At 60.8% G+C, this 25,885-nt stretch carries 28 protein-coding genes, 1 tRNA gene and 1 pseudogene; 15 read left to right on the top strand and 15 right to left on the bottom strand.

The window, feature by feature from the left end; all coding sequences use genetic code 11:
- Positions 1-197 precede the first annotated feature (197 nt).
- From NKI66_RS09350 to radC, 8 genes are all read right to left on the bottom strand, one after another.
- Positions 198-1,514, bottom strand: a complete 1,317-nt coding sequence (locus tag NKI66_RS09350) for a M20 family metallopeptidase (protein WP_352673740.1) — start codon at positions 1,512-1,514, stop codon at positions 198-200.
- A complete protein-coding gene (locus NKI66_RS09345) occupies positions 1,514-2,473 on the bottom strand; it encodes an ABC transporter permease (RefSeq protein WP_023810446.1) in 960 nt (319 codons plus the stop codon). Before NKI66_RS09345 ends, NKI66_RS09350 begins: the two co-directional genes overlap by 1 nt.
- Positions 2,470-3,417 (bottom strand): ABC transporter permease, encoded by a 948-nt coding sequence (locus NKI66_RS09340; RefSeq protein WP_023810447.1) that lies wholly within the window; start codon positions 3,415-3,417, stop codon positions 2,470-2,472. The genes NKI66_RS09345 and NKI66_RS09340 overlap by 4 nt, the downstream gene beginning before the upstream one ends.
- Before the next feature lie 47 nt (positions 3,418-3,464).
- Positions 3,465-4,451 (bottom strand): autoinducer 2 ABC transporter substrate-binding protein, encoded by a 987-nt coding sequence (locus NKI66_RS09335; protein WP_023810448.1) that lies wholly within the window; start codon positions 4,449-4,451, stop codon positions 3,465-3,467.
- A gap of 33 nt (positions 4,452-4,484) precedes the next feature.
- Complete coding sequence (locus NKI66_RS09330) at positions 4,485-5,255, bottom strand: ATP-binding cassette domain-containing protein (RefSeq protein ID WP_023810449.1); 771 nt, start codon at positions 5,253-5,255, stop codon at positions 4,485-4,487.
- A gap of 28 nt (positions 5,256-5,283) precedes the next feature.
- Positions 5,284-6,057, bottom strand: a complete 774-nt coding sequence (locus tag NKI66_RS09325) for a glutamine amidotransferase (protein WP_023810450.1) — start codon at positions 6,055-6,057, stop codon at positions 5,284-5,286.
- A 71-nt stretch (positions 6,058-6,128) separates the two neighbouring features.
- Complete coding sequence (locus tag NKI66_RS09320) at positions 6,129-7,310, bottom strand: carbohydrate kinase family protein (protein WP_023810451.1); 1,182 nt, start codon at positions 7,308-7,310, stop codon at positions 6,129-6,131.
- Between the two features lie 256 nt (positions 7,311-7,566).
- A complete protein-coding gene (gene radC, locus NKI66_RS09315) occupies positions 7,567-8,328 on the bottom strand; it encodes a RadC family protein (protein WP_023810452.1) in 762 nt (253 codons plus the stop codon).
- A gap of 251 nt (positions 8,329-8,579) precedes the next feature.
- On the opposite strand from radC, the gene NKI66_RS09310 reads away from it, so the two are divergent.
- Genes NKI66_RS09310 through NKI66_RS09300 form a run of 3 tightly spaced genes read left to right on the top strand, consistent with a single transcriptional unit; the run spans position 8,580 to position 11,562 of the window.
- Positions 8,580-9,437 carry a MipA/OmpV family protein gene (locus tag NKI66_RS09310; RefSeq protein WP_352440216.1) on the top strand — a complete coding sequence of 286 codons (858 nt, stop codon included), beginning with the start codon at positions 8,580-8,582 and terminating at the stop codon, positions 9,435-9,437.
- Positions 9,438-9,478: 41 nt separating this feature from the next.
- Positions 9,479-10,240, top strand: coding sequence for a response regulator (locus NKI66_RS09305; protein ID WP_032900681.1), 762 nt, complete (start codon positions 9,479-9,481; stop codon positions 10,238-10,240).
- Positions 10,237-11,562, top strand: a complete 1,326-nt coding sequence (locus NKI66_RS09300) for a sensor histidine kinase (RefSeq protein ID WP_352440217.1) — start codon at positions 10,237-10,239, stop codon at positions 11,560-11,562. Before NKI66_RS09305 ends, NKI66_RS09300 begins: the two co-directional genes overlap by 4 nt.
- A 27-nt stretch (positions 11,563-11,589) precedes the next feature.
- Here the strand turns inward: NKI66_RS09300 and map are convergent, their stop codons facing one another.
- Positions 11,590-12,417, bottom strand: coding sequence for a type I methionyl aminopeptidase (map, locus tag NKI66_RS09295; RefSeq protein ID WP_013532002.1), 828 nt, complete (start codon positions 12,415-12,417; stop codon positions 11,590-11,592).
- Positions 12,418-12,617: 200 nt separating this feature from the next.
- Between map and NKI66_RS09290 the strand changes: the two genes are divergently transcribed.
- The 11 genes from NKI66_RS09290 to NKI66_RS09240 all read left to right on the top strand — a co-directional run bounded on the left by NKI66_RS09290 (position 12,618) and on the right by NKI66_RS09240 (position 19,471).
- Positions 12,618-13,040 carry a hypothetical protein gene (locus NKI66_RS09290; protein ID WP_352440218.1) on the top strand — a complete coding sequence of 141 codons (423 nt, stop codon included), beginning with the start codon at positions 12,618-12,620 and terminating at the stop codon, positions 13,038-13,040.
- Between the two features lie 113 nt (positions 13,041-13,153).
- The gene (locus tag NKI66_RS09285) at positions 13,154-13,279 is read left to right on the top strand and encodes a hypothetical protein (RefSeq protein WP_352440219.1); all 126 of its coding nucleotides are present in this window, start codon (positions 13,154-13,156) and stop codon (positions 13,277-13,279) included.
- Between the two features lie 160 nt (positions 13,280-13,439).
- Positions 13,440-13,736, top strand: a complete 297-nt coding sequence (locus tag NKI66_RS09280; RefSeq protein WP_352440220.1) for a DUF982 domain-containing protein — start codon at positions 13,440-13,442, stop codon at positions 13,734-13,736.
- Positions 13,737-13,939: 203 nt separating this feature from the next.
- Positions 13,940-14,215, top strand: coding sequence for a DUF6074 family protein (locus tag NKI66_RS09275; protein WP_502895166.1), 276 nt, complete (start codon positions 13,940-13,942; stop codon positions 14,213-14,215).
- Positions 14,216-14,542: 327 nt separating this feature from the next.
- A complete protein-coding gene (locus tag NKI66_RS09270) occupies positions 14,543-15,724 on the top strand; it encodes a pilus assembly protein TadG-related protein (protein WP_081734815.1) in 1,182 nt (393 codons plus the stop codon).
- Positions 15,725-15,743: 19 nt separating this feature from the next.
- On the top strand, positions 15,744-16,169 hold the full coding sequence (locus NKI66_RS09265; protein ID WP_050592670.1) for a TadE/TadG family type IV pilus assembly protein: 426 nt from the start codon (positions 15,744-15,746) through the stop codon (positions 16,167-16,169).
- Positions 16,159-16,566, top strand: coding sequence for a TadE/TadG family type IV pilus assembly protein (locus NKI66_RS09260; RefSeq protein ID WP_023810463.1), 408 nt, complete (start codon positions 16,159-16,161; stop codon positions 16,564-16,566). Before NKI66_RS09265 ends, NKI66_RS09260 begins: the two co-directional genes overlap by 11 nt.
- Before the next feature lie 394 nt (positions 16,567-16,960).
- Positions 16,961-17,203 carry a hypothetical protein gene (locus NKI66_RS09255; RefSeq protein ID WP_081734816.1) on the top strand — a complete coding sequence of 81 codons (243 nt, stop codon included), beginning with the start codon at positions 16,961-16,963 and terminating at the stop codon, positions 17,201-17,203.
- A 114-nt stretch (positions 17,204-17,317) separates the two neighbouring features.
- A complete protein-coding gene (locus tag NKI66_RS09250; RefSeq protein WP_023810464.1) occupies positions 17,318-17,620 on the top strand; it encodes a DUF1330 domain-containing protein in 303 nt (100 codons plus the stop codon).
- Between the two features lie 451 nt (positions 17,621-18,071).
- Positions 18,072-18,371: a hypothetical protein gene (locus NKI66_RS09245; RefSeq protein ID WP_127297149.1), complete on the top strand. Its 300-nt coding sequence runs from the start codon at positions 18,072-18,074 to the stop codon at positions 18,369-18,371.
- 272 nt (positions 18,372-18,643) lie between these two features.
- Entirely contained in the window at positions 18,644-19,471 is an 828-nt protein-coding gene (locus tag NKI66_RS09240) for a class I SAM-dependent methyltransferase (RefSeq protein WP_164892885.1), read from the top strand.
- A 492-nt stretch (positions 19,472-19,963) separates the two neighbouring features.
- Here NKI66_RS09240 and NKI66_RS09235 read toward each other — a convergent pair whose 3' ends face one another.
- Positions 19,964-20,263: a hypothetical protein gene (locus NKI66_RS09235; RefSeq protein ID WP_245273186.1), complete on the bottom strand. Its 300-nt coding sequence runs from the start codon at positions 20,261-20,263 to the stop codon at positions 19,964-19,966.
- Positions 20,264-20,301: 38 nt separating this feature from the next.
- On the bottom strand, positions 20,302-20,520 hold the full coding sequence (locus NKI66_RS09230; protein ID WP_352440221.1) for a hypothetical protein: 219 nt from the start codon (positions 20,518-20,520) through the stop codon (positions 20,302-20,304).
- A gap of 769 nt (positions 20,521-21,289) precedes the next feature.
- Between NKI66_RS09230 and NKI66_RS09225 the strand changes: the two are divergent.
- Positions 21,290-21,522 (top strand): annotated as a pseudogene (locus NKI66_RS09225) (hypothetical protein).
- A 155-nt stretch (positions 21,523-21,677) separates the two neighbouring features.
- Here the strand turns inward: NKI66_RS09225 and NKI66_RS09220 are convergent.
- The 4 genes from NKI66_RS09220 to phaC form a co-directional block, all read right to left on the bottom strand.
- Positions 21,678-21,920, bottom strand: coding sequence for a DUF6894 family protein (locus NKI66_RS09220; protein WP_023810468.1), 243 nt, complete (start codon positions 21,918-21,920; stop codon positions 21,678-21,680).
- Between the two features lie 336 nt (positions 21,921-22,256).
- Positions 22,257-22,331 (bottom strand) — tRNA-Glu (locus NKI66_RS09215).
- A 241-nt stretch (positions 22,332-22,572) separates the two neighbouring features.
- Positions 22,573-23,820, bottom strand: coding sequence for a YcbK family protein (locus NKI66_RS09210; protein ID WP_023810470.1), 1,248 nt, complete (start codon positions 23,818-23,820; stop codon positions 22,573-22,575).
- A gap of 216 nt (positions 23,821-24,036) precedes the next feature.
- Positions 24,037-25,872, bottom strand: a complete 1,836-nt coding sequence (gene phaC, locus NKI66_RS09205) for a class I poly(R)-hydroxyalkanoic acid synthase (protein ID WP_023810471.1) — start codon at positions 25,870-25,872, stop codon at positions 24,037-24,039.
- Positions 25,873-25,885 lie beyond the last annotated feature (13 nt).

Below are 25,885 nucleotides of genomic sequence, written 5' to 3'. Positions count from 1 at the left end.
AGCTCGCCGGGTGTCAGAACGCGACGACGTCACCAGGCAGGGGCGCAACCATGCCTGCAGTGCGGCAAAGATCGATCACTTGCCGCATGGCGGGAACTCGAGGGCGTGCCGCCGCCGGTCGATGACCAGAAGCTGCGGCTCCTGTCGAAGGGCCATGGCCCCTATGCTGCGTTGTCGCACTGCCAATCGTCTGCCCGCTAGCGGCACCATTTTTCGACGGCAATTGCAATTGCCTTGGTGCAATCGACGAGATCGCGCACCGAAACGCGTTCGTTCGGCTGATGCGCCTGCGCGGGGTCGCCGGGACCGAAATTGACGGTCGGGGTGTTGCCGAGGCCGGTCGGCAGGCCGATGTCGCTGTGCGCGCCAAAGCCACTCAGGACCGGCGAGAGATTGGCTTCTTTGACGGCCTCCTGGAAGACGCCGACAAAGGGATTGTCCGCTGGGATCTCGGCGCAGTCGGCGTCGAGAATCCATTCGACGCGGGCAGGGCGCTGGCGAAGATAAGGGTCTGCCTGGCAGACATTGGCTATGTGCTCTTCGATTTCGCGTTTGACGTTGCCGCCCAATTTGAACTCGTCATGCTCGCTCGGCAGATATTGAGCGTCGATGATGATCTCGCCGCGCCCTGCCATGGAGGACGGATGTTCGCCGGCGCTCATCTGGGTGACGATGATCTGGTTGGGCAGGTCCATCAACGGATGGTTCTTTCTGGGATCGAACATCCAGCGCCGGTTGAGGATGTCGATGCCGTCGAGGATCTGCCGGCAAAGCTGGACGGCATCGACCGGGCCGCTCGAATACCAGGCATTGGGCGTCAGCTCCGCATGCCCGCCTATGCCGTCAATGATGATCTTCCCCCACAGAATGCCGTGACAGAGCGGTGCGATCCTGTTCGCGGTCGGTTCGGTCATGATGCCGGCGTCGGCGTGAAAGCCGCGATCGACCATGGCCAGCGACCCCATGCCGCCGATTTCCTCATCGACCACGGTGGTGAAGACGACGTCTCCGGACAGGGGAATGTCGAGTCCCCTCAGGATCTCGACGGCCATCAGCATGCAGGCGACGCCGCCTTTCATGTCGACCGTACCACGGCCGTGTAGAAAACCGTCCTTGAGGACGGGCTGGAACGGGTCGGTCGTCCAGTGACCGGCGGCGCCGGGCGGGACGACATCGATATGGCCGGTCAGCATGATGGAGCGACCGCCGCCCGTGCCCTTCAAGACGCCGCCGAGATTGGGCCGGCCTTCGAACGTCCTGCCTTTGTTGGCGCCGGCCCGCCCCTTGTATTTTTCGTAGAGTGCTGGGCCGTCCGGGTCCCATAGATCGGTCGAGAAGCCTAGCGCCTCGATCCGCTTTTGCAGATAGAGCTGGCAATCACGCTCGCCGGGGCCGGCCTCCTTTGGATCGGATTTCACGATCGAGGGGAAGGCGACGAGATCGCTCAGCGTTTGGACGATACGGTCAGCGCTTGCTTCGACGCGCGCGGCAATGATCTCTTCCATGGACGGCATCATGATCTCCAACGTTGGGAAAGTCGGTCGGCGAGAAGGACGAAAACCAGAAGGGCGCCGACAATCCCCACCTGCCAAACCGTGTTGATGTTCAATTGCAGAAGGCCGGTCTTCAGCGTGACCAGCAGCAGGACGGCCGCGAACACGCCGCCGACGCCGCCACGCCCGCCGGTGATGGCGATGCCGCCGAGCATGGCCGCAGTCAGCGATTCGAGTTCGAGGTTCTGGCCGATATTGGGCCTGCCGCTGCCGAGCCAGGCGATCGAGACGAGTCCCGCGGCGCCGGCGAGCGCGCCACTCAAGGCGTAGAGGACTAAGCGAACGCGATCGACCGGAATACCGACCAGCCTGGCCGAGCGTTCGTTGAAGCCCATGGCGTAGATCCAGCGCCCCCACGCTGTCGAGAGCAGCACCAAACCGGCTAGCGCAAAGCAGGGGATGGCAAGGGTGAGAAAGGGCAGGGGAATGCCCATGACGACGCCGCGCCCCCACACAAGCAGCCAGGAGGGCACGCCGGCTTGGGCCGCGCCGCCGGTAATGGCAAGTGCAGCGCCGGAATAGACGAAGAAGGTGCCGAGCGTCGCGATGAAGGGGAGAAGCGCGAGCCCGTTCACCAGCCATCCGTTCAAGGCACCGAGCATCGCGCCGGCCAGGATGCAGACGGCGGGCAGCAGGACCGGCGGCAATCCCAGCTTGAGGCAAAGCATCGCGACGATGGCGGACAGCGAGACCGCGCCGCCGACCGAGAGGTCGATGCCGGCGCCACCGGCCATGATGACCAATCCCTGCCCAAGGCCGACCAGGGCCAGGATCGTCGAGAACTGAAGAATGGTGGTGACAGTGCCGAGATGGAAGACAGACGGCTTGAGCGCCAGCAGGCCGAAAATGACGATCAGCCAAAGCGTACAGAGCAAAGCCAGGGTAAGGGCCGGGCCCTGCAGGTTGCGGAACGTTTTCATGCGCGGGCTCGTTGAAATCTGCCGAGCGGCAATCGGTTGCAAACAGCTTCGAAGCCAAGCACGCCGATGATGAGAACGCCGGTGACGACAGGCTGCCAAAGGGAGGGGACACCGATCAGCAGCAGACCGTTTTGCAGGATTCTAAGCAGAAGCACGCCGAGCACGGTGCCGATCAGGCTGCATCTGCCGCCCAATATGCTGGTGCCGCCAAGAATGACCGCGGCAATGGCGTCGAGCGCCAGCGTGCTGCCGATCGTCATCTCCACATTGCGATAGGTGGCGACATAGAACGTGGCGGCAATGCCAGTCAGCACACCGCTGATGGCGAAGGTCATGAAGCGGATCTTGATCACTGGGATGCCAGAAAGCCGCGCTTTTTCCTCCGAATTGCCGATCGCCAGCAGATGCAGCCCATAAGGGGTTCGCCGCAGCGCCAGCCAGACGGCCAGATAGGCAGCGGCAATCACCAGGGCAGGGACGGGGACGCCGAGCACGCTGGTTGCAAGAAGATCTGTAAGGCTCGAGGGCAGGCCCGAAAGCCATTGCCCTCCGAGAAGTACGAAGACGGCGGTGCGGTAGACACCGAGCAGGCCGAGTGTACCGACAATTGCCGGAACGCGGCCGAGGACAACGACGGCGGCGGTCACGCATCCCAGCACCGCACCGACCAAAGGACCCGCAATGAGCGCCAGCAGCGGATTGCCGCCGGCGCCGAGCACGCGCCCAATGGCGATCGCCGCCAGACCCATGACGATGCCGATCGAGACATCGATGCCGCCCATGGCGAGCAGCAGGGTCATGCCAAGGCCGATCAGCAGCAACTCGACACTGTTGCGCAAGACCGTGGCTGCATTGCCTGATGTCGCGTAGTGCGGCGATGCGACAGAAAAGATGACGATCGCCAGCAAACAGGCGACAAGCAGAGACCACTCCCGCCCGCTCATGGAGAAGACACCGTTTCCAAACTGCCGCACCACGTTCATCTCAGAGCTCAGAAGTTGAACTTGTCGACATTGTCCTTGGTGAAGACAGCCGGCGGCCCGAGAAGCAAAATGCCCTTGGCGGCATCATAGGTGACGGGCTTTTCCAGGCCGGCGACCTTGTTTTCCGCCTCGAAGCTCTTGCCGTCGATCAGCTGTTTGCCGGCCCAAACCGTGAGATAGCCGAGTTGCTCGGGATCCCAGAGCACGGTGAAGCCGAAGGCTCCGCTCTTCAGGTAGGACCGTGCCGTGTTCGGGCTGCAATAGCCGGCACCGATGACCGAGCCGATCTTGCCTGCGGTTTCGATGGCCTGGGCTACGCCCGGGCATGTCGAGGAGGCGACGGCGATGATGGCCTTGATGTCCGGGTTGGCCGCCATCAGATCGCCTGATATTTGCGCGGCGCGTTCGGCGGTGCCGCCGGCGAATTGCGGCGCGAGCAGCTTCAGCTTCGGATATTTGGCGGTGGCTTGCTTCTGCATGAAGCCGATCCAGGCGTTGAGATTGGACGCCGTTGCCTCGCCGGAGATGATGCCGATGGTTGCGTCCTCGCCGACGCGCTTGACGAGTTCGTCGACAATGGTTGTGCCGAGGCCTTCGTCGGTCGCCTGCGCCACATAGACGGCGCGGCCGCTGTCGGGCGCGTCGCTGTCACTGGTGAACAGCTTGATGCCTTTCGCCTTGGCGCTCTCGACCACGGGTGCGATGCTGGAGGCATCGAGGACGCTGACCGAGATCGCCTCGACGCCCTGATCGATCAGGTTCTGGACGATCTGCAACTGGTCGACCGGATTGGTGTCGACGGGACCGGAATAGATGAAATCGACGCCCAGGTCCTTGGCGGCGCGATTACCGCCGGCTTCCATGGCGTTGAAGTAAGGGATGCCGATCAATTGCGGAACGAAGGCGACCTTGTGTTTGTCCGCGGCATGCGCCGCGGTTGCAATGGCGAGTGACAGTGCGGAAGCGGCGAGCACTTTCTTGAGCTGTGAAAGCATTGTGTTTGAACCTCTCTGGAAATGACGTGCGTTTCAGTTTGTTTTTTCAAGCGCCCGCACGTCGGGATGAGCGCCTGTTATGAGCGAAACGACTTCCTCGTGATCGGTATCGGCGGCCAGCCGTTCGGCCACCTTGCGGCCGCGCCGGAACACCACGATGCGGTCGGCGACCTCGAAGACCTCGGAAATGTTGTGGCTGATGAGCACAACGGCACAGCCGCGCGCGGCAAGCCGCCGTGTCAGTGCCAGGACCTTGCGCGTTTCGGCAACGGCAAGGGCCGCGGTCGGCTCATCCATGATGACCAGCCTGGCATTCAGATTGAGCGCCCGGCAGATTGCGACGGCCTGACGTTGGCCGCCCGACAGGCTGCCTACGGGCGCTTCTGGATCGGAAATATGAGCATCGAGCTCCTTCAGCAGGCCGTCGACGCGCTGGCGCATTTCTTTGCGCTTCAGGAACGGAATGCCCAAAATGGAGCGTTTCAATTCACGGCCGAGAAAGACGTTTTCTGCGATCGACAGGTTCTCCGAAAGCGCCAGTTCCTGAAAGATCGTCGCGATCCCCGATGCCGCGGCATCCTTGGGCGAGTGAAAGGCGACCGGATTGCCCTCGATCACAAGCTCCCCACCACTGGGCGGATGAGCGCCTGCCAGGATCTTGATGAAGGTCGATTTGCCGGCGCCATTATCGCCGAGAAGCGCCAGCACCTCGCCGGAGCGGATCTCCAGATCGACATTTGCCAGCGCGGTCAGAGCGCCGAAGCGCTTGGCGATGTTTCTGGCGACAAGAAAGGGCTCTGTCATGACGGGTTCCCCGACGATTGCGGATCGGCTAGGCGTTGCTGACCCAGCGCAGCACGTTGGTCCAAAGCCTCGCGTAGCCAGGCCATTCGACAAAACTGTTCGGCAGCCAGTGAGGACCGATGTCCGACGTCCAGACCAGCGTACGCCCTTCGCCATGGCGCCCGGTGACCAGCAGGGGATGACCGCCCTGGTCCTGCGGCAGCCGCGCCAGGACCTCGACATCGTCGCGATCACGGGCGATGACCTCGTTGGCACCGAGCAGCAGCGGCCATTCGCCCTCGATGCCGGCAAAAAGCGGGTGGTCTCTGGAACCAGTGATCTCAGGACGAAAGCCCTCCGGAATTTCGAGCCGGTCATCATTGGGAAGGCAGGTCACCGGCAGCGCCTCCTCGACCGCCGTGCGATGCCAGCGCGCCTTGCCGTCAATGCCCTGGAAGCTGAAATAGCCGCCGATCATGATCAGGCCGCCGCCGGCCAGCGTCCAGTCGCGCAGGAGCTTGAGCCGGTTGGGAACCGTTTTGCCGTGCAGCCAGACATCGGGGTGGAGCAGGAGCGAATTCGCGCCAATGTCGGACAGGATGATCGCCCTGTATTGCGACAGCCCTTCCATGGTGAAAGGCAGCTTCTCGACGGCCTCGTGGGCGGGCATGTAGTCGAGATCGAATTCGCTGCCCTTCAAAGCGTCCACCAGGGGTGTTGCGCCCAGGTGAAAGGTGACGCTGCCGAACTGGTCGAACCCCTTGTAGTGGGTCGCCGAACTCACCCAGCTTTCGCCGACAAGAAGGACTTTTGTTTTCGCCATGATCATACTCTCCTGATTTCGTCGGTTGATGCGGTTTTCCGCGCCAGGTCGAACGTCGATAAGCCATTGTTTTAACTGGCTATCACGGCATTGTTCGCCAGGGCCGCAGCCTTCAGCGTGGCAAAGTCTGCGATGTAACCCTGCGCGCCTTCGACCGTTGTCGTCAGGCTCGCCCCGATTGCCGCATAGCGCGCGGCGTCGCCCAGCGACGCGCCATGCAGCCAAAGGGCAAGGAAGATGCCGGCAAAGCTGTCGCCGGCGCCCGTCGCGTCGACGCGATTGACCGGCAGCGCCGGCACCTCGATCTGCGGACCGCCATTCGCCGGAAAAACGACGGCGCCGAACTCGCCGAGGGTGAGCACGACCGTTCCCCGTTGTTTGATGCGTGACAGCATCAGCCGCACCTCTTCGATCGTCGTCGCCATGCGGCTGCGAAAGTCGAAGATCTCCCGTATCATCACATCGTTGATGAAGGTCAGATCGATCTGTTTGACCATCTGCGAGAAGGTTTCCGGCGTGCGGACGCTTTTGGGAAGACCGGCCGAATGCAGGCTCACCTTCCAGCCCGCCTGATGAAAGCGCGCGATGGACGCGGTCATCGTCTCGTAGTGAAAGCCTTCGATATGAAGGCAGGCCGAACGTTGCTCGGGCTGGATATCCAGATTGGCTGTCAGGTCGACCTCGCCAAGCTCGAACGGTTCGCTGATGATCGTCCGGCTGCCGTTGCGCTCGATGATCACGATCGCCTGGGAGAGGCGGTTGTTGGGCGTGTTGCGGATCGGCAAGGCGTGGACCCCCAATTTCGAAAGCGCGCCGAGCGCCCAATCGCTCTCTGGATCCTGGCCGACCGCTGTCGCCAGCTCAACGTCCAGCGCGTAGGGAGCTCCGATGCCGGCGGCGGCAACCGCGAGATTGGCCGCGGGGCCACCCAACGCCTTGTCGATGTGGCTGGCGGTGATCCGGTCGTCGCGATGCGGCAGCACGTCGACGCGGCACAGGAAGTCGACACTCACCCTACCGGCGACCAGAAGTCTTGGCAGATGGTCGAGATTCTTTGGCCTGCGTGGTGCGCGGCCCGGCAGTGAGCGCGCAAAGGAGCTCGGCCGATACATCAGCGCGGCAACCGCCTTCTCGATGCGGTCGCGCGTGCCTTCCCTCAGGCTGGCCGTTCCATTGATGAAGTTCGACACCGTGCCGATGGAGACACCGGCGGTTCGTGCGACATCCGCTATGGTCGGGCGCTTGCGTTGCAATGGTGGAGTTCCAATTGAAGCGTTTCAAAACGGTAGCAGCGAAAATGCGATGCCTCAACGGAATTATCTTCTAAAAATCAAAGAGAGAATTCTTATAGATTGGAAGATTAATCCAGAAATAGAGCGGATACTGGGCTCCTCTTTCCAAGATTGAACAATTTTCAAATTTTTTGGCAAAAGATTGTGCAAGCGAATTTCCTGCACTTCATTCGATCGCCCGGGCTTGATCGGACGGTCGTGGCATGCCCCCGGCCCGTCAGATCAGCAACAGGCCCTTCATGCTGGCGTATCCCTTGCGCCCGATGATGATGTGGTCGTGCACCGCGATGCCCAGCCGCTTGCCCGCCTCGATGATCTCCTTCGTCATTTCGATATCGGCTCGTGAGGGTGTGGGGTCGCCTGACGGGTGATTGTGGACCAGGATGATGGCGGTGGCCGAGAGTTCGAGGGCGCGCCTGACCACCTCGCGCGGGTAGACGGGCGTATGGTCGACGGTGCCTGTCTGCTGAACCTCGTCGGCGATCAGCGCGTTCTTCTTGTCGAGGAACAGGATGCGGAACTGCTCGCGCGCCTCGAAGGCCATGACCGACCGGCAATAGGCAAGAAGCTGTGTCCAGGACGAGAGGACTTCGCGACTCTGCACCTCTCCGCGCGCCATGCGCTGCGCGGTTGCCGCGACGATCTTGAGATCGAGCGCCACCGCAGGGCCAATGCCCTTGACTTCCTGCAGGAGGCCAACCGGCGCCCCGAGCACTTCGGCCAGCGTGCCGAAGCGTGCCAGCAGCGCCTTGGCCGCCGGTTTGGTGTCGGCACGAGGGATCAGGCGAAAGAGCAGAAGTTCCAGAAGTTCGTAATCGGGCAGGGCATCCGGCCCCGCCAGGGCAAAGCGCTCGCGCAAGCGGTCGCGATGGCCGAGGTAATGCGGCTTTTCGTCGAGCGTCGCCTTGGCTTTCGCCGCAGGCCGCATCGGCGCTTCGGAGAAGAAACTCCGCTCGTCGTCGTCGCTTGTGTTCCCCATACACCGCCTACATTGCTCCAGCACAGACATTAGAACTGTTCTGGCCGGGATTGAAACAGTTCTGTTCCCCGATCGCGAGACGATCCACGGCAGATCGTGGTAGCTCCCGCTGTCAGTCTATGGCTTCCCTATACGGCAAGATGAAACCACGATTGCGCAACAAAACTTAACATCACTTAACGCATGCGGCCACTTTCACCTGACATGTTGGCGCCATCGGAGGCTCGTGGCCTCGCTATACTGGAGCGCGCATGTTCGCCAAAATTGACTCTGGACTATTTGCCGGCCGGGCATCTCTCGCGGCCATGGCAATCCTGCTTTCGACGCATTCGGAGGGCGCGCTGGCGGCAGACGCCATTGCGGTGAATTCCGATGATTTTACCCTGCCGCCCGAGCCTTCCCGTTTCGGGCGTTTCGAACAGAAGCTGGCCGACTGGCATGTCGTGCTTGGCGGCGGCGCCATCATCGTCCCCAAATACGAAGGCAGCAATGAGTTCAAGATCATGCCGGTGCCTTTCGTCACGGCGACATTCCTTGACACGGTGACGATCGACCCGACAGGCGCCAACATCGCCGTCTATGAACAAGGACCGTTCGCGTTCAGCACTCGGCTTGGCTATGAGATGGGCCGCAAGGAAGACGACTCCGACCATCTGCGCGGCTTGGGGGACGTCGACATGGGCGCGACGGTCGGCGTGAAGGCAGCGGCGAAGTTCGGTCCGGCCGAAATATTCGCGCAACTGGACAAGACCATCGGTGGCAGCGATGGCCTGGAGGGCAGGGTGGGGATCGAGGTGATCCGGCCTCTGTCTCAATCGTTGATGATCGGCGCCAGCGTGTCCGCCGTCTTTGCCGACGAAAATTACATGCAGGCCTATTTTGGCGTCACGCCCGAACAATCGGCTCGCTCGGGGCTGGCGCGCTATGATGCCGGCGCTGGTTTGAAGCGCGCCGATTTTTCGATTTCCGCCACATATATGCTTGACGAGAACTGGATGGTGCGCGGCGAAGCGGGGGTCGGCGTTCTCTTGGGTGATGCTGCCGACAGCCCTGTTGTCGTCGAAAAGATCCAGCCTTCAGGAATGCTTCTCGTCGGATATCGGTTCTGACGCCTACCCAGGCACCAAATGCAGGCTAGACAAACTCCGGAATGGCACAGCAACGGCACCAAAGCGATTTGAGCGCCGAATCCAGGTCGGCAAGGCAAGGTTCGCGCATCCTCATTGTCGAAGACGATCTTGAGATCGCGCGCATGCTGGGCGAGACGCTCACCGACAACGGCATGATCGTGGAAATTGCCGAGAGCGGCGTCCAGATGAATGCCGCGCTTCGCAACCAGAAATTCGATCTCATCGTGCTCGATGTCATGCTGCCGGGCGAAAACGGTCTCAACATCTGTCGCCGTCTTCGTGCCGGAACCAACATTCCGATCCTGATGCTGACCGCGCTCGGTGAGGAAATCGACCGCATCTTCGGGCTGGAAATCGGCGCGGACGACTATGTGACGAAACCGTTCAGCGCACGCGAACTGACGGCCAGGATACGGGCGCTGCTGCGCCGTACAGCCTATGCTCCAGACGAGCGGGACTGGTCGAAGGTGCTTCGTTTCAACGGCTGGCGCCTCGATCCCATACGACGGCAATTGCATGACCCCAACAATGCGCGGGTTACGACCACGACGCATGAATTCGACCTGTTGCTTGCGTTTTGTCGCAATGCAGGCCGGGTTCTCTCGCGCGAGGAACTTCTGGGCGTAACCCATGCCGGGCTCGCGGGGCCGATCGAGCGTAGCGTCGATGTCCATATCAGTCGAATCCGCAGGAAGATCGAAAAGGATGCGCGCGATCCGGTGCTTTTGAGGACTGTTCGGTTGGGTGGCTACATCTTCACCGCGACGGTGGAGGAAGCATGAGGGGTTTCATCCGCCGTTTCTTGCCACAGTCCGTGCGTGGGCAGTTTGTGGCAATCATTTTCATCGCGGTGATCGTGATCATGTTCGTCGGTTCGGTCGTCGAGATTTTCATAGAGAACGTCGACCTTCCCGCCGCGGAAGATAACGCAAGGCGTGCGGCCGTTGTTGCTGCCTTGTTGCAAGAAACGCCGGCGGAGGCGCGTGGGGCAATTCTGGCGACAGCAAAGCGGGCCGGCTTTGATTTCGAGATATTGCCCAAGGACCAGATACGCGGCATTCCCCAGTCCTATCTGCAATGGCGAAGTGTCGAATGGCTTTTGCGTATCGACAGGGGGACGGTTGATGGACGCTGGCTAAGGATCGGCGGCCGATACGCATTTGTCATCGATTTGGACCAGCAGGACGTCCTGGCCCATTTCGGCATGCCCGATTCCTGGCTGACATCGGGCCTCGTCCGTGCCTCGTTCTACAGGTTCATGGCTTTCGTCGCCTTGCCCGTGCTGATCTGGCTGTTTGCGGTTTGGGCCGTGACGGATCCATTGAAGCGCATCTCGGCAGCAGTCGGTTCGGCCGAGATCGAGAATGGCGAACAGCTCTTCGTCGAACACGGCTCCATTGAAATGGTGGGCTTGGCGCGCGCCCTGAACAGGATGAGGACGCGCATCCGCACCATGATCGAAAATCGCACGCGCATGTTGCGCAGCGTCAGTCATGATCTGCGCACGCCGTTGACGCGGCTGCGGCTTCGCGCCGAGCGTATGGATGATGGCCCAATCCGAACCGCAATCCTGTCCGATGTCCAGCACATCGAAATCTTGATCGACGAGACCCTGACCTATCTGCGCAACGATGTTTCGACGGAGAAGCTGCAGCGCGCCGACATTGCCAGCGTTCTGCAAACCGTCTGCGCCGAATTCTCCGATGTCGGATTTCCTGTCTCATATTCCGGGCCGGACCGGCTCCTGGGCTGGTGCAAGCCCAATGCATTGGCGCGTGCCATCGCCAATCTTTGCGACAACGGGGTCAAATTCGCTGGCAATGTCACGGTCGCCTTGACGGCGACCGGCACGGCGGCGCGCATCACGGTAGGGGATGACGGGCCGGGTATTCCGATGACGGCACGTGCTCGTGTTTTCGAACCATTCTTCAAGGAAGATGCGTCGCGCGGCATTGCATCGAAGCATGGCTTCGGTCTGGGCCTCTCGATCGTTGCCGACATCGTCCAGGGGCACGGCGGCAGGATCGAATTGGAGGACAACCAGCCCAGCGGACTGGTCGTTACCATCGACCTGCCGAATGCTGCGGATTTGCAGTCGGCATAGACGGCCTCCTGCCGGGTAGATGCGCCGCTAGGCCGGCAGGCCGGGGCGATCGAGCTTTTTGGGCGACAGCGTGAAAATCTCGCACCCTGTGTCGGTCACGCCGATCGTGTGCTCGTACTGCGCCGACAGCGAGCGGTCGCGCGTCACCGCGGTCCAGCCGTCCGACAGAACCTTCACATGCGGCCTGCCCAGATTGATCATCGGCTCGATGGTGAAGATCATGCCTGGCCGCATCTCGACGCCCTCATTGGCGCTGCCGTAATGCAGGATGTTCGGCGCGTCATGGAACAGCTGGCCGACGCCGTGGCCGCAGAAGTCGCGCACCACCGAGCAGCGCTCGCCTTCGGCAAAGGTCTGGATGGCGGCGCCGATGGCGCCGGTGCGGGCTCCCGGCCTGACCGCCGCAATGCCGCGCATCAGGCATTCATGAGTGACTTCGAGCAGGCGCTCGGCGGCGCGCTTGATCGTGCCGACCGGATACATGCGCGAAGAATCGCCGTGCCAGCCGTCGAGGATGTAGGTGACGTCGATGTTGACGATGTCGCCATCCTTGAGCGGCTTGTTGTCGGGAATGCCATGGCAGACGACATGGTTGATCGAGGTGCAGGACGATTTCGTGTAGCCGCGATAGTTGAGCGTCGCCGGCAGCGCGCCGTGGTCCATGCCGAATTCGAAGACGAAGCGGTCTATTGCTTCGGTGGTGACGCCGGGCTGGACCATCGGCACCAACTCGTCGAGGCAGCGTGCGGTGAGATCGCATGCCTTGCGCATGCCGGCAAAGCCGTCCTCGCCATAGAGGCGGATCTGGCCGGTATTTCTGAGCGGGGCCGTGGCGGCGTCGAGATAGGTGACCATTCTGTCCGTGTAGCGGGTAGGGCTCTGCAGGAGAGCCAGCGTGAAAATTTCCCCAGATTTGGCACTTGAGGGCAAAAGGTTCAAGGAAGAACTGTTTGATGCAGCCGCGCGCTTCCGGATATTTGCCTCGCATCGGCGATGTCTTACCGGTTTTTGCCCGGTTTGCTTCCCTTTCCGGCCGTGGTGCGTTAGGGCGGGTGATGTTTTCGAGATCGCGTCCCTTCGGGGCGGCCAGGCAAACCGGATGGCCTGAAGCGCCGCTGACGGCAGCGTGCTCATGCCTGATGCGCATGGTGCTGCTGGCGATGCTGTGCTTCGGCCTGCCGGCGGCGTCAGCCTTTGCGGGGTCTGCGCCAAGCGGTGCCAGTGTCGGTGTCGAGCGGTCGGGCGAGGTGGCGGCGCTGCTGCGTGTCACCGGCAAGGCGCAAGCGCTGGAAGTTCGTGCCGGCCGTCCGCTCCTGGTCAAGTTCGCCGGCGGCCATCCCGCGCTTCCGGTCCCTGACGCTGTTTTTCTTTGGGCCGAAGGAACATCGCAAAGAGCGATGGTTTCGGGATATGGGGCCGCCTCGGTTCCCGGGGCGCGCACCAACCAGCCGCGCGCACCGCCGACCATCACGGCCTGAGCGGTCCAGAACCGTACCCTTCACCTCATCGTTATTCCTGTTTGCGTCGTGATCGTGCGGCGGCTGTCGGCCGCGCAGCGGTCGCGCGGCGCGTCTTTTTCCGGATCATTTCAATGCAACAACGCATCAAGACATTCAAAACCCTGTCGCGCGCGGCCTCGGCTGCCACGTTCCTCTCCGTCCAGATTGCCGCCATTCGCATGGCCTTCGGCGCGGAGACAGATCTGGCGAACCAGTGAGCACGTGTCGCCCAAGGCATATCATCGGTGCGTGATTGTTTTGGGCGACGTGGCGGTCCAGCGACCCAAGTGACGACACATTTCTGGACCAAAAGCCCGGCAAAGCAACTTTTGACGACGAATGGCGTTGCCTCGGTGACGCCAGTTCGGGAGATAGGAAATGGACAGACTGCAATTCGAGGTGCCGGTGCGCATCGCACCCGCGCCCGGCCTGCCAGTCGAGGAGATTTACGGCGTCGAACAGGCGCTCGACTTTCTCCAGGACTGGCCTGTGCGCCGTCAGGGCCCGATCTATCAGAAGGCGTTCAACGCCTGCTTTGGCGCTACGGTGGACGTGGTCAAGACCGAGGATGCGTGCCGGGCCTTCATGGCGTTTTGCCGGGCGAGCGGACTGATGGCCAGGGATATGATGACGCCGCGCAAGCGCGGCGGTGAGGCGAGGGCGTTCCAGGCGTAAGGCCGTCGCCCGTTTCGCCTGGCTCGATTGGCACGCCAACGAACGCGGTTGAACGCCCATGAGGATCTCGCACGCGCCTGCGCGGGTCTCGTCCGCGATGACTGCACCAGGATGCACCATCGTCGGCGCCGTTAAGCTTCCGTTTCCATCTTCCCGGCTATGCCATTGCTTGTTGGCAGTGGTTGATTCGTTGCATCAGTCTCATGGTTCGGAAGATGTCTCCAGAAAAAGTTCGTGCATTCCCGATCGACCGTCAGGTATTCTTGGTTCGAGAGGTTGCTGCCAAGCTCGGCAATCTGCATGGCGAGACCGCCACCTCCTTCTGGAGGGCCAAAGCGTCGGAGTTGCTCGATCTTGTGGTCGGATCCGGCAGGGACAGAACGGCAGCCAGCGATGAAGTGCGCAGGTTTTTCCTGGCCGTGCAGCGAGAGATGTTGGCTGATACGGTCGCGGAGTCGATGCCAATTCTTTCCGCTTGAAGCAAATCCTGAACCTCCATCCTCCACACATGCATCAGTAATTTGTAAATACGCTTACTCCGGTGTGTTTTTCGGAGACCCGGTCGTTGTTCGCGCGGTCTCGGCTGCGAATCCGGCAATTTCCCGCCGGCCTTGAGGGGCGGCCCACTCTGAGACATCGATGCGCTTGCGCGTTGGTCAGCCAGCGAAACACTTCTTTTTTGAAGCCAATGGACCACTGCTCAAAAATGCAACGAACTTTTTAGCCATTCGTTCATCTATGCGTGCTTTCTAATTTAAACCATGGCCTTGAGTAGCTTCACCCGTGTTCGGCTTGTAATGGACGCCATGCGCCGCAGCACGGGCGCGAATGTCGCTACGATTTTTGCCTTGACCTTGCCGGTCGTTGTCGGCGCTGCGGGCTTCGGCGTCGAGACCTCCTATTGGTACTACAACAGCCTGAGATTGCAGGCGACGGCCGATGCAGCCGCTTATGCCGGTGCGCTCGAACAGATCTCGGGTTCCGACAAGCCGACGATCGTCGCGGCCGCGACCCAGTCCGCGGCGTCGAACGGACTGGGCTCGGGCACGATCGTCGTCAATACGCCCCCAGCGTCCGGACCGAATACGGCAAAAAAAGCGGTCGAGGTGATCGTAGGCCAGAAGCTCGACCGGATGTTCACCCTGATCTTTACACAGGAAAAGGTTCCCGAACAGGCGAGGGCGGTGGCCGTCATTACCGATGCCTCGAGTGCCTGCATGCTCGCGCTCGATCCATCCGCTTCGCAGGCAGTGCTGTTTTCCGGCAGTACCAGCGTTAAGCTCAGCGGCTGCTCGGTCATGTCCAATTCGATCGCCTCGGACGCCATCAAGCTTCAGGGCTCGGCCGGTCTGCAGGCCGATTGCCTGATATCGGCGGGCGGTGTCTCTCTCAGCAATCCCGTCAGGACCGTCTGCGCGGCCCCGATCACCCAGGCACTGCCTGCCGGCGATCCCTTTGTCGACCTGCCGGCCCCGGTGGCCGGGACCACCTGCCAGAACGACAACAAGGCGACGCTCGGTCCAGGCACCTATTGCAGCGGCATGAACCTAAAGGGCAATGTCACGCTTTCGCCCGGCGTCTATGTCGTCCAGGGCAGTTTCAAGATAAACGCCAATGCGGCCATCACTGGCAGCGGGGTGACCATCTTCATGTCGGGCAGCTCGACTGTCAGCATGAATGGCAATGCGTCCGTGAACCTCAGCGCGGCGACTTCGGGCACCTACTCAGGCGTTCTGTTCTACGGCGACAGGACCGGCATGAGTGCATCCAGCACATTCAACGGCACGGCGGACTCGCTTTTGACCGGGGCGATCTATTTCCCCAAGCAGCAAGTGAACTATCTTGGCAACTTCTCGGGCAAGGGCGGCTGCACCAGGGTCGTCGCCAATACGATTCAATGGTCCGGTAATTCAACCATCAATCAGGATTGCTCAAGCCTCGGAGTGCCCAACATTCCAGCCGCGCGGTCCGTGGCACTTTCCGAGTAGCCCCGTGGGGCGCCGATCGATGCCGAACCTTGGCGATGATTCGGGCGTTGCGGCGGTCGAGTTCGCGATGGTGCTGCCCATTCTGTGCCTGGTGCTGCTTGGTATACTGGACGGCTGGTCCTACGTAACGAGTTCACTGTCGATGCGCGCCGGTGTGAAGACCGCCGCGAACCTGGTCATGAGCGGATCGACCGATGATGCGGCGACCCAAGCTCTTGCCATTGCGAGCTGGGAAAATCGGCCGGAGGACGGTCAGGTCACGCTAAGCCGCATCCGTATGTGCGGGGCGACGGTGGTCGACGTGTCCACCATGTGCAGTGGGCCGAAGGTGCCGGCGGTCTATGTCCAGATACAGGCATCGGGCACCTGGGTGCCGCCAATTGCCTTCGGCCCATTTGCCACTTCCACTGTAATCGGTCACCAGGAGATGATCCGTGTCCGCTAGGGTAAGCGCGTTCCGGCAGGATCGATCGGGCGGGGCCGGGCTGGAGTTCGCGCTAATCGCCCCCTTCCTCGTCATGCTGCTGTTCGGGATCTTCGCTTTTGGCTGGTCGATGCACTCGGTCTCCAGTGTTCGCTATACGCTGGAGACGTCAGCGCGCTCGCTGCAGCTTAAGAACACGCTGACCCAGGCCGACATTCAATCGATCGCCACGCAGAAATTGCAGGCCTTGGGGTTTAAGGACGTGAACGTCACCATCGCCATCGACCCGGTGAGCGGCGGCTTCCGCATGGCGCATCTGACCGCGGCCTATGCCTTCGTCATCGACTTTCCCTACTTCAGTTCCTTCCCCATCAACTACGCGACAACCGTTACCGTGCCGCTGCTTGGCAGCGGCTAGGCTGTGGCCTGATAGCTTCGCGTGCTGGGGCTCTGCTTACTTGTACGCCTTGAGCGCGATTAGACCACCGAGAATGGTTATCGCCATCAGGATCAGCGCCCACGACACGACGTTATGCGACAGACGCCTCCGGCGGCCGCGCAGGGTCCGGTCCCGCTAGCGTTTGGCCTGATCAGCCCCTGTGTTTTGTCGATCCACATCCTTCCCCACGAGCAGAATGCGACTCATGCCGGCTGGTGTCCAGATCGGCACCGGTTTTGGCGGTCGCGCTGCAAGCCTGGCTCTCAGCCTGCTTTTGATGGCAAGGGGCTAGATAATATATTCATTAGTGCTAATATTGAGATGACGTTACGTCATGTCGGACCATCTATCGGGTGCAATAAAGGGGGTTCCAATGAGAGTGGCTGTATTTTGCGCGGCTGTGGTTTTCGCTGCGACTGGTGTCGCTGATGCCAAGGAAAAGAAGGTGGCGGTCAGTGATGCCGCCGCCTTGTGTTCCACCAACCCGTCAGCCAAGAAGCCCGTTCCAAATCTGGACTGCGGTGTCACCGGAACCGCCAAATCGCAAGATAGCGGCGCAAAGGCAGAGCCGCGCCTCGGATACGACTCCAACCCGTGGATTGTAACAGGCTTTTGACTTCGCATGGCGAATGCCGGTTGAAGCGCTGAAGAGAGTCGTCTTGACCGACGGGCGCCGCCCCCTGGGAGTGGAACGCAAGGGTCGGGCGCCGTTGAGAAGAAGGATGCGCAAATGGCCGCCTATCTGATCGCGGATGTAGACATAAAGGACGCTGCCGTGTTCGAGGAATACCGGCGGGATGTGCCGGCCACCGAGGAGCGTTATGGTGGGAAATATCTAGGTCGTGGCGGTGCGACCAAGGTTTTGGAAGGTGATTGGGAGCCACACCGTTTGGTTATTATCGAATTTCCCGACATGACGTCATTGATGGGCTGGTACAATTCGCCGGAATACGCGCGCCTTATCGAAATCCGTAAGCGTTGCGCCAACACCAGGATAATTGCGCTTGAGGGGATCGCAACACCCACTGTTTGACAGTGGTGACTCGGCTCCGCCTTCATCAGGCAGAATCCGGCTTTTGCCCGAATCCGCACACCGCGAAGTCAGCTGTTTAAAGCCGGGAAACCAGGCAATAAATACGGGCTTACCACCACTGCGGGGCTTTCTCATCATCGCAGTGCCGAGAACCCAACTCGACCGTGCAATTGAAAAGCCCGCCACGGGGGCGACCTGCGGCGGGCTCTTGGAGCGGCTACATCCCTGAGGAATCGACCACTTTGTAGCAGGATTATGACCCGTGTGACCGCGTTAGCCTATGGTGTGATCGCGGAAGACAGGTCTTCGTTGAAGATAACGGCAGAGAGCTTCCCAGTGGCGGGCCATAGGGCAATCCCAGGTGCGGACCTCTGGATTGCCCATTTTTCTTGGAACCGTCGTGCCGCAGCGAAGTTCGGTACCAAAGGGACATTCCGAAATGGAGTTGATCATGAAACAGGTTCTTTTCGCTTCAGCCATTATGGCACTGTCAACTGGCCTCGCATTTGCGCAATCGACCGACACGACCACAGGCGGATCGTCGACCTCGACAACCAAGACCATGCCGAGCACTACGACCGATCAGGGCACGGATTCGACCACCACGAGTGGAACGAACTCGAACTCCGCCAAGGACTGCGCTCCGGGTCAACAAACTGGCAGCGCCAAGCAGGCCGCCCCAGGTCAACAGGACACCGATGCTAACTCGGCTGCTCCTGGTCAGATGAAAAAGACCACGGAAGGCTGCTGACCTGCCTTTGGACTGTCCCAGGTTGATGCATAGCGGTCGATTCTCAGGATGTAGCCGCTTTCGAAAAGCCTGTCGTGCTAGGCCGCCAAGGCGGGTTCGCCTCGCTGAAGGACTTCTGGGAGGTCCAATGAGGATGCGCCTAAACACCCTTTCAGCCGCCATTTATGTTAGACATCTCTAAAGTGCAGATGAGCCGCTCGGCTTTAGAGTGCGCCAAGGGCCTGCATTCGAGCTCTAACTTGTTGTGCTTTTTCATCCGGGGGGACACCAGTATGACAAGCGAACGTCAGCACGAATACGAACTGGGGCATTCGGAAAGAGAACTGAAAAGGCTTGCGACGCAGGCGACATTGGTTGACCCGATGACACGGAATTACCTGCGGCGAGCTGGTCTCCGAGCGGGAATGCATGTCCTTGACGTGGGGAGCGGCGCCGGGGATGTCGCCTTTCTCGCGGCTGATGTTGTCGGACCCACAGGTCTTGTCATCGGCTCTGACAGGTCGGCGGAGGCTCTTGACGCTGCTCGGGCGAGAGCCGCGCAACGTGGTTTGGAGAATGTAATCTTCCACCAATGTGATCCTGCCACCTTCACTTTCGATGTATCGTTCGACGCTATCGTGGGCCGATACGTATTAATGTTCTCGCCCGATCCCGTCGAAATGTTGAGGGGCGTTGCGCGGCATCTTGCTCCCGGCGGCGTGATAGTATTCCACGAAGTCGATTGGACCGGCGCTGCCTCATTTCCCTCCGTCCCGACCTACGACAACTGCTTTCGATGTATCGTTGAGACATTTCGTCGGGTAGGGACCAACCCAAACATGGGCCTGCAACTCCATTCGACCTTCCTCAAAGCCGGGCTGCCGGCCCCTAGCATGGCGGTAAGTGCTCTAGCCGGAGGTGGATCAGACAGTCTGAGCGGCATTGATCTGATCTCCGATCTCGCAGCGATCATGGCTCCGGTCATGGAGCAGATGGGCGTTATCACAGCTTCAGAACTCGGTCCCGAGACGCTTCAAGATCGAATTCGCGCAGAGGTTTATGCAAGCGCAAGCGTGGTGGTCGGCCGATATGAGGTGGGTGCCTGGTCGCGACGAATGTAAGCACCATGATCATGCCTATGCCTTCTACGTCGCTTTCCTCGCCGAGCCGCCGCTTGATGTCACGGGCGGCGCTCGTGCGGGATATCGGCCCTCCAGCATTCAGCCCACGATGACCTGAAAGCCGGCCCATCGCCTCCTGACAGTCAATCTCAGGGTCACTCGCGCTCATGGTGCGTTGATCATGCGTTTCCTTCCACAGTGCTGTCCTCGTCCAATGCATGCGGAACCGGCAGATACGCATTAGCGACAGCCAATCGCCCACTATCGTTCGGATGGTCCGCCCTCCTGAGCCCCATTTCTTCCGCCACGCCCGACAGGGGCTCTTGGACCCTCGGGTCAAGCGCTGGGTTACGTTTCGGAGCATCAGGGCCGCTCGTAGGAGCATTACCAGAAGGTCCGCGCGGGAAAGGTCGGCGGGCGGGTTCTTTGTTAAAATCGCCCGGCAGCCCGAAAAAAGTTTTCCAGACCGGTGCGGATTTGTTCCCAACCCCACTACTGCTGCTCGGGCATTTCAGTATTTTCCTGAGGGTCTTTTTTCACGCCTGGGCTGGGTGACGTGTCCGCTGGCGCATTACCGCCCTGGTTTTGCTCAGGAGCACGCTTGAACGGTGCCGTCTGCCAAGAGCCGTTCGATAAAGGCGTGAGTACAAAGAATGCTATCAGGCCTAGAAAAAGGACGGCGATAACCGCCACGCCCCACGCCATGAGTCTTCGCGTGCCACGCTGTTCTTGCCTGCGAGATAGATTGTCCGCCATTGCTCCGGCCTTTCGTGACGTGGCGCTGGTGAGCAACGCGCCTTCCCGAACTCGGTTCCGCCCGTCGTCCGACATCAGGCTTCGCCTTGAGGCGGCTTCCCGTCGCAGTGACGGTCTGCGGTTTCTGCTTTCTGCTCCGGGGGTGGCCTCTCCGCTCGAATCACCGGTTCCAGGTCGTTGGGAAAATTGGGCGCGTCGACTGGCAGTTTCGGCAGCAAATCTTTTTCGTCCGGTGATAGCGACGGAAGTATCTCTGCCACCTCGGCCAGGATGTCGTTTACGATCCCGTTCATTGCGTGCCTGCTGCGAAAATATCTCCTCTCGAACTTCGCTATTGCATCAAAGTTCCGGCCCATAAGGATGCTTCGTCATTCAGTGGCACGGGACAGGACCGGTGAATTGGCCAATGTTCGAACCCTGCTGGTGATCTGATTTCCATCCAAGGTTTGGCCCGCTGCCGAGCGGTGGGGGCTTTTTTATGTATTAGCGGAACCTGATATGTCGAGGCGGGTTGGAAATGGCGGCAGCGTCCCCCGCTGCCGGGCCGAGGCTCCAAGCCCCGGCCGGGTCCGCCTCTGCCCGCCAGTGGGGGCGGACCCACTGGAACACGCTCCGAAAAGGAGGTTTGGATCGCGCTCGGTTCCCCTGGCGGAGCAGAACATCGGAAGGCCGTCACTGCTCCCTCAGGGCGACAAAATTGATGGGAACATTTTAGCAAACTGTAAATTGAAGGTTCTTCTGCAGGAGGCCAAACTGTCCCAGCGGAGCGTCGACAAAGACCGGTTGGAGCGCGCAGACCGTGAGGCAAAGATTGCTAACGCGGCCGAGAGAGAGGCGCGAGATACAAAAACTGCCCGACTTCGAGAACAACGCCTTGCTGCCGAAGCCAAGGCTTCACAAATCAAGAAAGGTCGATCCGGGTGCTAGGTCGCTTTAGCCGCTGATGCTCGCGCTCGATGCTCGGCTGCTTGATCGGGCCGACTACGGTCGCTTGCCAGCCCGATGGCGATGAGGAATATAATCCTTCCGTTGCGGCGATCCCCTCAAACGGAGTTCGCACAAATGGCCCGATCGAAACCTTCCAAGCAGTTATCACAGGTTGAATCGAGCGCTTTCTGGTGGCAGCGGAAGCGCTGCACCTGAGCATCGTCAAGCCGTTCATATCGCCGCTCTGCGACCACTACAGACAGACACGCGTCTTACATGAGGTGCTTTTGAAAGCCGTGCGGGATGTGACCGGAAGGGAAGTCGAGTTCATCCGGTGGAACACTACTGGGCCGGTGCTACCCACTTAAGGCCTGACGTGTCGGTTAGTCCTTCTAGCAGCTTGCGCGACTCTGCGATTGTGCGGCGCGTCTCCGCGATGGCCGAAAGCATGTTGTCTGCCTCAGCGACCGCATGTCGCTGGCGTCGGTGCGCCGCCATAATGAATAGCTCTAAGGCGATGTCCTCATCCATCGGGCAGCTCACGCACCCACTCGAACGTGACCTTCACGGTGAATAGCGGCTTGCTGGTGTGGTCGCGGACACGGATGGCAACTTTCCTGAAAGTTTCCGGCATCTGGTCTTTGGCTATTTCGAGTAACGCTGTTGCTGCCTCATCTTCAGCGGCTTTCCGGCTTTTAAGCTCGGTGCCTTCAGGGTCGGGAAACACTTCGCCATCGTCCGTTAGATCAAAGAAGAAGCGGGCCATATGGCCTTAATTCCTAACCCCGAAACTACTTGCTGGTTATCCAGTCCACCAAGCCAACTTCGATCTGCTCGCACCCGACATATTCGCGGACCAAGCATGAGGACATTGACGCGCTGCTCTGGTCGTTCCTACCGGAAGAAGTATTGGAAGAGGCGGTCAACGCTTCGGAAGGCGGCGCAGCCTGAACTGTCGCGTTTGGCCCGCTACCTCACGGTGGCGGGCTTTTCTCAGTCACGTTGATTCGGTTTGTGCGCGAACGTCCGCTGAAATTCGCTGCGCTTATTCGACGCTTATGTGACGAATGGGGTACAGATTCGGCTAAGTCGTTGAAAGATCTGGTACGCCCAAGGGGAATCGAACCCCTGTTACCGCCGTGAAAGGGCGGTGTCCTAACCGCTAGACGATGGGCGCGCTCAGACGAAGCGGCTTATACTGGCGTTGTGCGCAACCGGCAACCCGTCAGGTGCCACCTTGGACAACTTTTTTCCGGGCCTGCCAAATCAACGATTTCCCGAAGTTGGCGAGCTTGACGATTAGCGGGGACGCCGCATCGCTCTGCTCCGGAATGATGAAGTTGGGAAGGCTTCGGCCAATCCGATATTCGGGATGCCCAACGGAACGATCTTGGCCGCCAGCCGATCTCAGATCCGCGCTAGCCGTCACCGCCGCTGCGCCGGCGGCAGCGCCAGTTCCAGTCGCGCTCGGGGCCGACGTCGACGTGAACCGATTCTGTGTGGCAGTAGGTGCCGACGCCGCCGCGGCCGGGCATGCTTCTGATGTAGCTCGCCAGTTCCCATTTCGAAACGCCGGGCACCTGGATGTCGGCGGCGGCGCAATACATGTGCAGCGAATTTTTGGCGCCGTTGGCGCGCCGGTTGCGGGCCGGGTCGCGATAGCCTGACGTCACCGTCATCTTGCGGCCGTAGTGGCCTTCGATCGTCTTCAGCACACGCACCAGCGACGGCTTCAGGCAGGCCACGTCGACGCTCTCGTTCTGCTTGAGCAGCCCGTTGGGCGCCAACCGGGCCATGCCGGCGGCTGACGCAACCTGATAGGAGCCGCCGATTGGCCCCTCATCCTCGTTGAGGTCGACGTCGCTTTCGTCATCGAGGCCGGACTTGCGCTTGATCTCGAACAGGGCCGTTTGGCGCACGCCGGGCAGGGCATCGCTGCCAGTGACGTGGCCGGTATCGCCGCCGAGCGAAGCCAGCTGCACCGGCTTGGCCGTGGAACTGGCCGAGGCAAGCGTGATGATCGGCTTTGCCGCTGCTGGCGCCGCTTTTGCCTGCGCCGGGGGCTGCTCGCCCGTCCGGGCGTTGCTGATGATGGGGGCTGGTGTCGCCGAGGCTGGCGTTGCGCCAAACATCGAGGCGAGGAAGCCTTTCTTCTTTGGTGCTTCGGCCTGCGGCATCTCGCCAGCTGTCACATAGACCGGGTTGTTCATGGCCGGAACGGCAGCGGGCTTCGGCGCCGCCACGTCGCCGTCGACCGCGGCAATCTGCTGGGCGACCGCGTCGGTTTGGCGCGCGGTCTGTGCCTGCTGCGTCAGCGATTGCGGCGTGTTTCCAACGATGGTTTCGGCGCCCGCCGGCGTGGTCAGCGGAAAGGCAGCTCCCGGTTTGGACATAGGCACGTAGGCGACTTTTTCAGGCAGCGCCGTATCGCTTGCCGTCATCACCGTCGTCTGCTCGGTCGTGATATCAGACGAATCGGAGGCGATCGCCTTGCCGCTGGAGGCCGCGTTTATGTCCGATGCGGTGGCATTGTAACCGGGCATTCCGACCGACATTGTCGGGTCGCCAGCCGAAGTGCAGGAGGCCAGAAGCAAGGAGCAGAGCGCTGCCACAATGGCGCGGCGTTCTCCCTTTGCGAGGCTCCATCCTGCTGATTTCAAAGTCAAATTCCCCCTCGATGTCCGGTCGGTATATCCTTGGCGCCACACGCATGCGTCGATGCCAGGGTGACCTTTGTCTCCGATCCGGAAACGAGACCTGTGTCAAATCCGCAAGCCTGAAAGTATTTTTGCGGTGATTGCCGAATTACGGCCGCTTGATGGTTGACGACACCATTTCGCCCGCTTTTGGCGGTCCGTCAACTCACCACACATTACAGTCCGTTACACACGTACTTTCACATAGGTGCCGGGAGCATCACCCAAGGTTTTCATATGCTTGCCCGGTTTGCGGGCAGGCACGCGCGTGTTGTCCTTGGCCTCTATCCAGTCTTGCCAGTGCGGCCACCAGGATCCTGGATGGTCGGTGGCATTGGCTATCCACTGGCTAAAGTCGCCCGTCGGCATACCCCCGGTCCAATACTGGTATTTGTTGGATGCCGGCGGATTGACGACACCGGCGATATGGCCCGATCCGGCCATCACATACTCGACTGTGCCGCCGAAATATTTCGAGCCGAGGAACACCGAAAGCGCCGGCGCGATGTGATCTTCCTTGGAGGCGAGGTTGTAGACCGGGATGGTGATGTCGCCGAGCGAGACCGTATGGCCCGCCAGTTCCATCGTGCCTTGCGAAAGGTTGTTCTCGAGATAGCAGTTGCGCAGGTAGAAAGAGTGATTGGCCGCCGCCATGCGGGTGGAATCTGCATTCCAGTAGAGCAGGTCGAAGGGCAGGGGATCCTTGCCGCGCATGTAGTTGTTGACGACATAGGGCCAGATCAGGTCGCCTGAGCGCAGCATGTTGAAGGCGGTCGCCATCTTGGTGCCGTCGAGATAGCCTTTTTCGCTCATCGACTTTTCCACAGCGGCGACCTGTTCTTCGTCGACGAACACTTTCAGGTCGCCGGCATGGGTGAAGTCGACCTGCGTGGTGAAGAACGTAGCCGATTTTATGCGGTCGTCGCCCTCTTGCGCCATCAGCGCCAGTGCCGCCGCCAAAAGCGTGCCGCCGACGCAATAGCCGATCGCGTTGACGTCGCGTTCGCCGGTGGCCTTCTCGACCGTGTCGAGGCCATATTGCAGACCCTCGCGGATATAGGCTTCCCAGCTCTTGGTGCCGTGGCGCTCGTCCGGATTGATCCAGGAGATGACGAACACGGTGTGGCCCTGTTCAACCGCCCAGCGAATGAAGGATTTCTGCGGGTTCAGATCGAGGATGTAGAATTTGTTGATCCATGGCGGGCAGATCAGCAGGGGCCGCTTGAGCACCGTCTCGGTGGCCGGGTCGTACTGGATGATTTCGGCGACGTCGCTGCGGCCGACCACCTTGCCGGGAGTGGTGGCGATGTTCCTGCCGATCTCGAAGGGGGAGTAGTCGGCCTGCCGCAGCTTCAGGTCGCCCTTGCCGGCGGCGATGTCCTCGGCCAGCATCTTCATGCCGCGCACCAGGTTTTCGCCGTTCGAGGCGACGGTTTCACGGAACAGTTCCGGATTGGTCAGGATGAAATTCGACGGCGAGATGGCGTTGGACACCTGCTTGACGTAAAAGCCGGCCTTGTGGCGGGTGTGCTCGTCCAGACCTTCGGCGTGCTCGACCAGATCGGCCGCCCAGCGCGAGGTGACGAGATAGGCCTGCTTGAGGAAATCGAAGAAGGCATTGCGGCCCCATTCCGGGTCGAGGAAGCGCTTGTCCCCGCGCTCCGGCTTGACCGCGTCCTCGGTGTCTTGCGCGGCGTTGCTGGTGCGCTGAATGGCGTTGGCCCAGACCGTCATATAGCCGGAGAACAACCGCGTCTGCGCTTCCAGCGCGCGCTGCGGATCGGCAAGCCAGTATTCGCTGAGCTTGGAAAAGGTCTTCACCATATCGACAACGGGCTCGGCGACATGGTCGCGCACGTCGCCTTTTTCGCGCGGCTCAGCCCAGGCGGAAGCTGCCTTGCCGGCCTGCTCGATCATGCGCGCCATGTTCAGGGCGAAGCGTTCCGGGTCCTTCACCAGATATTGCTCGACGGTCGAAGGCTCGTCATCTTCCGCTTTGCCCGAATCGGGTGTTTTGGACATGGTTGGCGGGGTT

The organism is Mesorhizobium sp. M0518 (assembly GCF_040321125.1).
GTDB lineage: Bacteria > Pseudomonadota > Alphaproteobacteria > Rhizobiales > Rhizobiaceae > Mesorhizobium.
The sequence above is the reverse complement of the archived record's forward strand: the minus strand, read 5'-3'. Positions and strand labels throughout refer to the sequence as shown.